8 protein-coding genes are annotated in these 7652 nt (G+C 63.6%); 1 reads left to right on the top strand and 7 read right to left on the bottom strand.

Annotation, left to right across the window (positions count from 1 at the left end):
* Positions 1-1027 (top strand): ROK family protein (locus EN935_RS14740; RefSeq protein WP_164771135.1); only part of this gene is annotated, 1027 nt, incomplete at its 5' end.
* Positions 1028-1043: 16 nt separating this feature from the next.
* Here EN935_RS14740 and phoB read toward each other — a convergent pair.
* The 7 genes from phoB to EN935_RS14705 all read right to left on the bottom strand — a co-directional run.
* Complete coding sequence (phoB, locus tag EN935_RS14735) at positions 1044-1733, bottom strand: phosphate regulon transcriptional regulator PhoB (protein ID WP_010911896.1); 690 nt, start codon at positions 1731-1733, stop codon at positions 1044-1046.
* Positions 1734-1752: 19 nt separating this feature from the next.
* Entirely contained in the window at positions 1753-2460 is a 708-nt protein-coding gene (gene phoU / locus EN935_RS14730; protein WP_109665110.1) for a phosphate signaling complex protein PhoU, read from the bottom strand.
* A 25-nt stretch (positions 2461-2485) separates the two neighbouring features.
* The gene (gene pstB / locus EN935_RS14725) at positions 2486-3289 is read right to left on the bottom strand and encodes a phosphate ABC transporter ATP-binding protein PstB (protein WP_109665107.1); all 804 of its coding nucleotides are present in this window, start codon (positions 3287-3289) and stop codon (positions 2486-2488) included.
* On the bottom strand, positions 3286-4137 hold the full coding sequence (gene pstA, locus EN935_RS14720) for a phosphate ABC transporter permease PstA (RefSeq protein WP_126070814.1): 852 nt from the start codon (positions 4135-4137) through the stop codon (positions 3286-3288). Before pstA ends, pstB begins: the two co-directional genes overlap by 4 nt.
* Positions 4138-4140: 3 nt before the next feature.
* The gene (gene pstC, locus EN935_RS14715; RefSeq protein WP_109665101.1) at positions 4141-5124 is read right to left on the bottom strand and encodes a phosphate ABC transporter permease subunit PstC; all 984 of its coding nucleotides are present in this window, start codon (positions 5122-5124) and stop codon (positions 4141-4143) included.
* Positions 5125-5193: 69 nt separating this feature from the next.
* The gene (pstS, locus tag EN935_RS14710; RefSeq protein ID WP_109665098.1) at positions 5194-6249 is read right to left on the bottom strand and encodes a phosphate ABC transporter substrate-binding protein PstS; all 1056 of its coding nucleotides are present in this window, start codon (positions 6247-6249) and stop codon (positions 5194-5196) included.
* 513 nt (positions 6250-6762) lie between these two features.
* On the bottom strand, positions 6763-7652 hold an 890-nt coding region (locus tag EN935_RS14705), incomplete at its 5' end, for a response regulator (RefSeq protein ID WP_164771134.1).

The following is a 7652-nucleotide window of genomic DNA, read 5'->3' as shown; positions in this document are numbered from 1 at the left end:
GGTTGGCCTCAGCCTCAATCCGGAAGCGGCGGCGGTGATGACCGTGGTGCTGTCGCTGAATTTTCTCTCCGTCGCCGTCATCGACTATGCCGGCCAGGTGATATCAGAGGAACAGCGCCGGCTGGACACGCTGACCATGTCGCGGGACGCGCTGATCGGCGAATGCACGGCAATCGTGCGGCGCCGTCTCGAGGACCCTGATCTCGACGTCCGCAGCATCGCCCGCATTGCGCTGGCAATCCAGGGCATCACCGACACCCGCGCCCGCGCCATGCTGTGGTCGCCTATCACGCCGCACACCGACATCGCCTTCGCCGACATACTCGAGGACGAGTTCGGCATCCCCGCCACCATGGAGAATGACTGCAACATGATGGCGATAGCGCTACGCTGGCGCGATCCTGATCGCTACCGCGACGATTTCATCGCCATCCTTTTGTCGCATGGCATCGGCATGGGCCTGGTGCTGAAGGGCGAGCTCTTCACCGGCACCCATTCCTCGGGCGGCGAGTTCGGCCACATGATCCATCAGCCGAAAGGTGCGCTCTGCCGCTGCGGGCGGCGCGGCTGCGTCGAGGCCTATGCCGGCAACTACGCCATCTGGCGCAACGCCAGGCAGCTGGGCGAGGACGCAGAACCCGTCGCCGATGTCAGCGACGCCGACATGCGCGCCCTGGCGACCGCGGCCCGCGAAAGGGATGGCCCCGAGCGCGAGGCCTATCGCAAGGCCGGCGAAGCGCTCGGCTACGGTCTCGGCAGCTTGTTCGCGCTGATCGATCCGGCGCCCGTCGCCATGGTCGGCGTCAGCGCCGCTGCCTTCGACCTGATCGAGCCGGCATTGCGCGAGGCGATTGCCCAGACCGCCGGCGGCCAGCACTCGAAATCGATTTCCTTCGACACCGAGCCGAACGAACTGCCGCTGATCCGCGAAGGCTGCGCCATGCGCGCGCTGACCTTCGTCGACCAGGAGATTTTCGCGCCGGGCGCGCAGGCGAGAGGAAGCGTCGCAGGCAAAAACGTGGCGTGAATTCAGACGGGCGAGTTCAATCCTCGCGGATCGCGTAGCCCGCCCCACGAATGGTGCGGATGACGTCCGGCATGCGGCCGTTGTTGACCGCCTTGCGCAGGCGGCCGACATGCACGTCGACCGTGCGCTCGTCGATGTAGATCGTCTCGCCCCAGACATTGTCGAGCAGCTGGCTGCGCGAGAAGACGCGGCCGGGATGGCGCATCATGAACTCGAGCAGGCGGAACTCGGTCGGCCCTAACCGGATCTCGCTCTTCTTGCGATAGACCCGGTGCGACTCACGATCGAGCACGATGTCGCCGACCTTCAGCACGCTGGACAGCACTTCCGGCTTGGCGCGGCGCAGCAGCGCCTTAACCCTGGCCATGAATTCCGGCGTCGAGAACGGCTTGACCAGATAGTCGTCGGCGCCGGTCGACAGGCCACGCACGCGGTCGCTTTCCTCGCCGCGCGCGGTCAGCATGATGATTGGCAGCCGCTCGGTCTCGGGACGCATTCTTAGCCGACGACAGAGTTCGATACCCGAAACCGCAGGCACCATCCAGTCGAGCACCAGAAGGTCGGGAACGTTCTCCTGCAGCCGGATCTCGGCCTCGTCGCCGCGCGTCACCACCTCGACCTGGTAACCCTCGGATTCCAGATTGTAGCGGAGCAGCACGCCTAGCGGCTCCTCATCCTCCACCACCATGATGCGTGGCGCGATCATCGACTGGTCACCCCTGTCGTCATGCCGCCGGCGCGGACATTGCCGTCTCGTCCTGCTTCGGGCGATTGGCGGGCAACTGCGTGCCGGTCAAAACATAATAGGCATTTTCAGCGATGTTGGTCACATGGTCGCCGATGCGCTCGAGGTTCTTGGCGCAGAACAACAGATGCGTGCAGGCAGTGATGTTGCGCGGGTCTTCCATCATGTAGGTCAGCAGTTCGCGGAACACCGAGGTGTATTTGACGTCGATGCGCTCGTCGGCGGCGCGCAGTTTCGCCAGGGCCGCGGCGTCGCGCGCCGCATACTCCTCGATCACGCCCTGCACCTGGATCAGCACCAGCTGAGCCATTGCGTCGATGGAATGCGACAGGTCACGCGGTGTGACGCTGAGGCCGACGGTGCCGACGCGCTTGGCGATGTTCTTGGCAAGGTCGCCGATGCGTTCGAGATCGCCGGCCATGCGGATCGAACCGACGACATGGCGTAGATCGTCGGCCATCGGCTGCCGCTTGGCGATCAACGTGATGGCGCGGTCGTCGAGCTCGCGCTGGCGCGCGTCCATGATCGCATCGTCGGAGACGACGCGCTGTGCGAGGGCGTTATCGGAATTCAAAAGCGCCTTGGTGGCACCACCGACCATCGAGCCGGCGAGATCGCCCATATCGCTGATGAGCCTGCTGATTTGTCCGAGATCCTCGTCGAAAGAAGCGACTGTGTGTTCGCCCATGATCTTGTCCCTCGTATGCCTGAACTCAGCCGAAGCGGCCGGTGATGTAGTCCTGCGTGCGCTTCTCGCGGGGCGACGTGAAGATCTTCTCGGTGCGGTCGAACTCGACCAGTTCGCCCAGATACATGAAGGCCGTCTGCTTCGACACGCGCGCCGCCTGCTGCATGTTGTGGGTGACGATGACGATCGTGTAGTCGGCTTGCAACTCGTCGATCAGCTCCTCGATCTTGGCGGTCGACAGCGGGTCAAGCGCCGAGGCCGGCTCATCGAGCAGGATGACTTCCGGCTTCACCGCCACGGTGCGGGCGATGCAGAGCCGCTGCTGCTGACCACCGGAGAGGCTGAGGCCGCTGGCGTTGAGCTTGTCCTTGACCTCGTTCCAGAGTGCTGCGCGCTTCAGCGCCTGCTCGACGCGGCCGTCCATCTCGGACTTGCTGAGCTTCTCATAGAGCCTGACGCCGAAAGCGATGTTTTCGTAGATCGACATCGGAAATGGCGTCGGCTTCTGGAACACCATGCCGATCTTGGTCCGCAGCAGGTTGAGATCCTGCGAGCGGTCGAGAACGTTCTGGCCGTCGAGCAGCACCTGACCTTCGGCGGTCTGCTTGGGATAGAGTTCGTAGATGCGGTTGAAGACGCGCAGCAGCGTCGACTTCCCGCAGCCCGAAGGCCCGATGAAGGCGGTGACGCTGCGCTCGGGCAAGGACAGCGTGATGTCCTTCAGCGCCTTGCTCTGGCCGTAGTAGAAGTTGAGGTTCTTGACCTCGATCTTGGCCTTGGCGGTGGCCTCGGCGGCGATCGTCATGTCTGGAGACAACATCTGGCTCATTTGTCCTCTCTGCGTCCGGTCAGGCTGCGAGCAACGATGCTGAGCGCGAGAACCGTCAATGTGATGATGAGTGCACCGGTCCAGGCCAGTTGCTGCCATTCCTCGTAAGGGCTGAGAGCGAACTGGAAGATGGTGACAGGCAGGCTGGCCATCGGCGCGTTGAGATTGCTCGACCAGAACTGGTTGTTGAGCGCCGTGAAGAGCAGTGGCGCCGTCTCGCCGGAGATACGGGCGATCGACAGCAATATGCCGGTGACGATGCCGGAAAGCGCGGCGCGGTAGGCGACCGACTTGATGACCACCCAGCGCGGCGCGCCGATCGCGGTGCCGGCTTCGCGCAAGGCGTTCGGCACCAAATTGAGCATGTCTTCGGTGGTGCGCACGACAACCGGGATGACGAGGATGGCGAGCGCGACAGCACCGGCGATCGCCGAGAAATGCCCCATCGGCCGCACCATCAGTTCGTAGACGAACAGGCCGATGATGATCGACGGCGCCGATAACAGGATGTCGTTGATGAACCGCACCACGGTGGTCAGCTTGGAAAAGCGACCGTACTCGGCCATGTAGGTTCCGGCCAGCACGCCGATCGGTGTGCCGACGATGACGGCGATGACGGTCATCACCACGCTGCCATAGATGGCGTTGAGCAGGCCGCCGGCGTCGCCGGGCGGCGGCGTCATCTGCGTGAAGACATCAAAGGACAGGCCGGCGGCGCCCTTGTAGACCAGCGCGCCGAGGATGAGCGCCAGCCAGGCTAGGCCGATGCCCGCCGCGGTGACGCACAGCGTCATCATCACGGCATTCTTCCTCTTGCGGCTCTGGTGAAGCGATGTGGCTGTCGACATCGGTCAGGCTCCGGTGCGGGCGTCGATGCGCATCAGCATGTAGCGGGCGATGGCAAGGATCAGGAAGGTGATGACGAACAGGATCAGGCCGAGCGCCACCAGCGAAGAAGTGTAGAGATCGCCGACGGCTTCGGTGAATTCATTGGCGATGGTCGCCGAGATCGTCGTCGCCGGCGCGAACAGCGACGTCGAGATGCGGTGCGCGTTGCCGATGACGAAGGTCACCGCCATGGTTTCGCCGAGCGCGCGGCCAAGGCCGAGCATGACCCCGCCCATGATGCCGATCCTGGTGTAGGGGATAACCACGCGGCGGGTCACTTCCCAGGTCGTGCAGCCGATACCGTAGGCCGACTCCTTCAGCACCGGCGGCACTGTGTCGAAGACGTCCTTGGTGATCGAGGTGATGAAGGGCAGCACCATGATGGCCAGGATCAGCGACGAGGTCAGCAGGCCGATACCGTAGGGGGGACCGGCAAACAGGCTGTTAAGGCCGGGAATGCCGTGGAACACGCCGATGATGAAGGGCTGCACGGTCGTCTGCAGGAACGGCGCCAGCACGAACAGGCCCCAGATGCCGTAGATGATCGAGGGGATGCCGGCGAGCAACTCGACCGCCATGCCGATCGGCCGCCGCAGCGGGCGCGGGCAAAGCTCGGTGAGAAAGATGGCGATGCCGATGCCGAGCGGCACGGCAATCAGGATGGCGATGGCGGACGTGATGATGGTGCCGTAGATCGGCGCCAGCGCACCGAATTTCTCCGTCACCGGGTTCCAGCTTTCGCTGGTCAGGAAGGAGAAGCCGAAGGTCGACAGGGCTTGCCAGGATCCGGCAAACAGCGAGATCGCAACGCCGCCGAGCAGGACCAGCACCAATATGGCAGCGGCCCGGGTCATCCCGTGGAAAATCGAGTCCGTCAGCGCGAACCGTCTGACAATCGCGTCGCGCGAACCTCGAATGGCTGGCAAGGCTTCCTGGACAGCGCTCATGTGAAGCTCGGCTCTTTGTGTTGAGGGACGAATAAGGAGCGCCGCGGCGCGGCGCTCCTTTGGAGGATGTTATTCGCCAGCGTAGACGGGCTTGCCGTCGGCTTGGATGTCAGCCTTCCAGGAGGTCTTGATCAGGTCGACGACGCTATCGGGGATCGAGACATAGTCGAGCGCCTTGGCGGTTTCCTTGCCGTCCTTGTAGGCCCAGGCAAAGAATTTCAGCGCTTCACCGGTTGCGGCAGCATCGTCCGGAACCTTGTGGATCAGCACCCAGGTCGAGGCAGCGATCGGCCAGGTGGTGTCGCCGGGCTCGTTGGTGATGATGACGTTGAAGTTTTTCGCGCCCTTGAAGTCGGCATTCGAAGCAGCCGCGCCGAAGGATTCGAGCGACGGCTCGACGACCTTGCCGGCGGCATTCACCAACTTGGAGTAGGACAGGTTGTTTTGCTTGGCATAGGCATACTCGACGTAGCCGATGCCGCCGTCGGTCTGCTTGACGGTGTTGGCAACGCCTTCACTGCCCTTGGCGCCGACGCCGGTCGGCCATTCGACCGCCGTGTCCGAACCGATCTTGTCCTTCCAGTCGGGCGACAGCTTGACCAGGTAGTTGGTGAAGTTGAAGGTCGTGCCCGAGCCGTCCGAGCGATGGACAACGGCGATCGCCGTCGATGGCAGGGTCAGGGTCGGGTTCAGTGCCTTGATCGCGGCGTCGTCCCAGGTGGTGATGGCGCCGAGGTAGATCTGAGCGATCGTCTTGCCGTCAAGGACGAGTTCGCCCGGCTTGACGCCGGTCAGGTTGACGATCGGCACGATGCCGCCCATCACCATTGGAAACTGCACGAGGCCGTTCTTTTCCAGGTCGGCGTCGGACATCGGCTTGTCGGTGGCGCCGAAGGTCACGGTCTTGGCGATGACCTGCTTGATGCCGCCGCCTGAACCGATCGACTGGTAGTTGAGGCCGATGCCGGTGTCTTTCTTGTAGGTGTCGGCCCACTTGGCGAACACCGGATAAATGAAGGTCGAGCCGGCGCCGGAAAGATCAGCTGCCATTGCCGCGGAAAGGGTGAAAGTAGACGCCGTAGCCATTGCGATCGCAACGGCCGCCGAGCGGATGAAATGTCTCATGTGGCCTGCTCCTGTTCGGAAGATGGTCTCTCGGCGCCATTCCTCTCGGCGCCCGCTGAGGCCAATAGCCTTCGATTATTACAGTCGCATGACAGTTTGATGTCACCCCGGTAACGCGTCATTGGGGTGAGGAAAACGCCGGCCAGCCGGCACTCCCGATTGAGCCCGGCTTTGCTCCCGGAATCAGGCACTTGCGCCGTTTCAGGCCGAGACCGGCCCGCAGTTTCGGGACTGCCGCCTCGGCAAAGAAAATCCGGACGGGAGCGCGTTGCTCTCGGCCAGACGGTGTCGTGGCCGGGCCATCGCCGAAAACAGGTCCGTTGGGGTAGGTTGACGCTGTCTCATGCCGGCGGTCGCTGCTCCCGCCCGTAACTGGGAAGAGCGGAATTCGAATATGGTTATTGTCTCGATTAGGCACAGTTTTGATATGGTGCGATCGCACCATGGTGCTGCGCACGGGACGCGTCGCGAATCTCCGCATAGTTTCTCGCCAACAGGTGCGACGAGAGCCCCTTACCCGGCGTTGCGCTGAGCCTGGCGGCTGGCGCCGACCCAGCGCTCGACCTTCTCGAGCAGGGCTCGGGGACTGATCGGCTTGGGCAGATAGTCGTCCATGCCGGCCTCCAGGCAGCGCTCGCGATCGCCCTTCAGCGCATGCGCGGTGACGCCGACGATCGGCACATGCGCGCCGGTTTCTTCCTCCAGCCGGCGAATGGCGGCGGTTGCCTCGAGCCCGTTCATCTCCGGCATCGAGACATCCATCAGGATCATGCACGGATTGAGCCGGCCGAAGGCGTCGAGCGCCTTGCGGCCATTGCCGACGATCTCGAAACCATAACCGGTCTCACCGAGAATCTGGGTGAACACCATCTGGTTCACCTCATTATCCTCGGCCACCAGGATGTCCAACCTGTCGCCGCCACCCGCCACGGGTGGCCGGGGGCGAATCAAAGGCGGCTGCAGCAGCGCCCGCTGTTCAGACGGCGCCGAGGGCTGTGGCCGCACCACATTGCTCGCAGCGACGTCCGCTGCGAGCGGCAGCGCGTCGCTGCCGCTCGTGTTGTGGCGATGCCGCTGGATGGTGGCGACCAGCGTTTCCAGCAGCACCGAAGAGCGCGCGGGCTTGATCAGCTGGGCATCGATGCCAAGATCGCGATAGCTGGTGTTGGCGAGCGACTGGTCGACCGAGGTCAGCATGATGATCGGCGTGCCGGCAAGGCCGGCAGTGTTGCGCACGATCCGCGCCATTTCGGCGCCGCTCATCTCAGGCATCTGGTAGTCGAGCACGACGCAATCGACCGGCACGCCATAGGCGGCGGCGGCGATCAGCACCTTGAGGCCCTCGGCGCCGCTTTCGGCCGCGCAGGAATCGAACGTCCACGATGTCATCTGCTCCGTCAGGA

Source organism: Mesorhizobium sp. M7D.F.Ca.US.004.03.1.1 (genome assembly GCF_003998635.1).
In the GTDB taxonomy this organism is placed as follows: domain Bacteria; phylum Pseudomonadota; class Alphaproteobacteria; order Rhizobiales; family Rhizobiaceae; genus Mesorhizobium; species Mesorhizobium loti.
This window is presented reverse-complemented; position numbering and strand designations above follow the sequence as displayed.

What these genes read in the sequence shown, in the direction of transcription:
- phoB (WP_010911896.1), bottom strand. Translation starts at nt 1,733, where the DNA reads ATGATCGCGCCACGCATCATGGTGGTGGAGGATGAGGAGCCGCTAGGC.
- phoU (WP_109665110.1), bottom strand. Translation starts at nt 2,460, where the DNA reads ATGGGCGAACACACAGTCGCTTCTTTCGACGAGGATCTCGGACAAATC.
- pstB (WP_109665107.1), bottom strand. Translation starts at nt 3,289, where the DNA reads ATGAGCCAGATGTTGTCTCCAGACATGACGATCGCCGCCGAGGCCACC.
- pstA (WP_126070814.1), bottom strand. Translation starts at nt 4,137, where the DNA reads ATGTCGACAGCCACATCGCTTCACCAGAGCCGCAAGAGGAAGAATGCC.
- pstC (WP_109665101.1), bottom strand. Translation starts at nt 5,124, where the DNA reads ATGAGCGCTGTCCAGGAAGCCTTGCCAGCCATTCGAGGTTCGCGCGAC.
- pstS (WP_109665098.1), bottom strand. Translation starts at nt 6,249, where the DNA reads ATGAGACATTTCATCCGCTCGGCGGCCGTTGCGATCGCAATGGCTACG.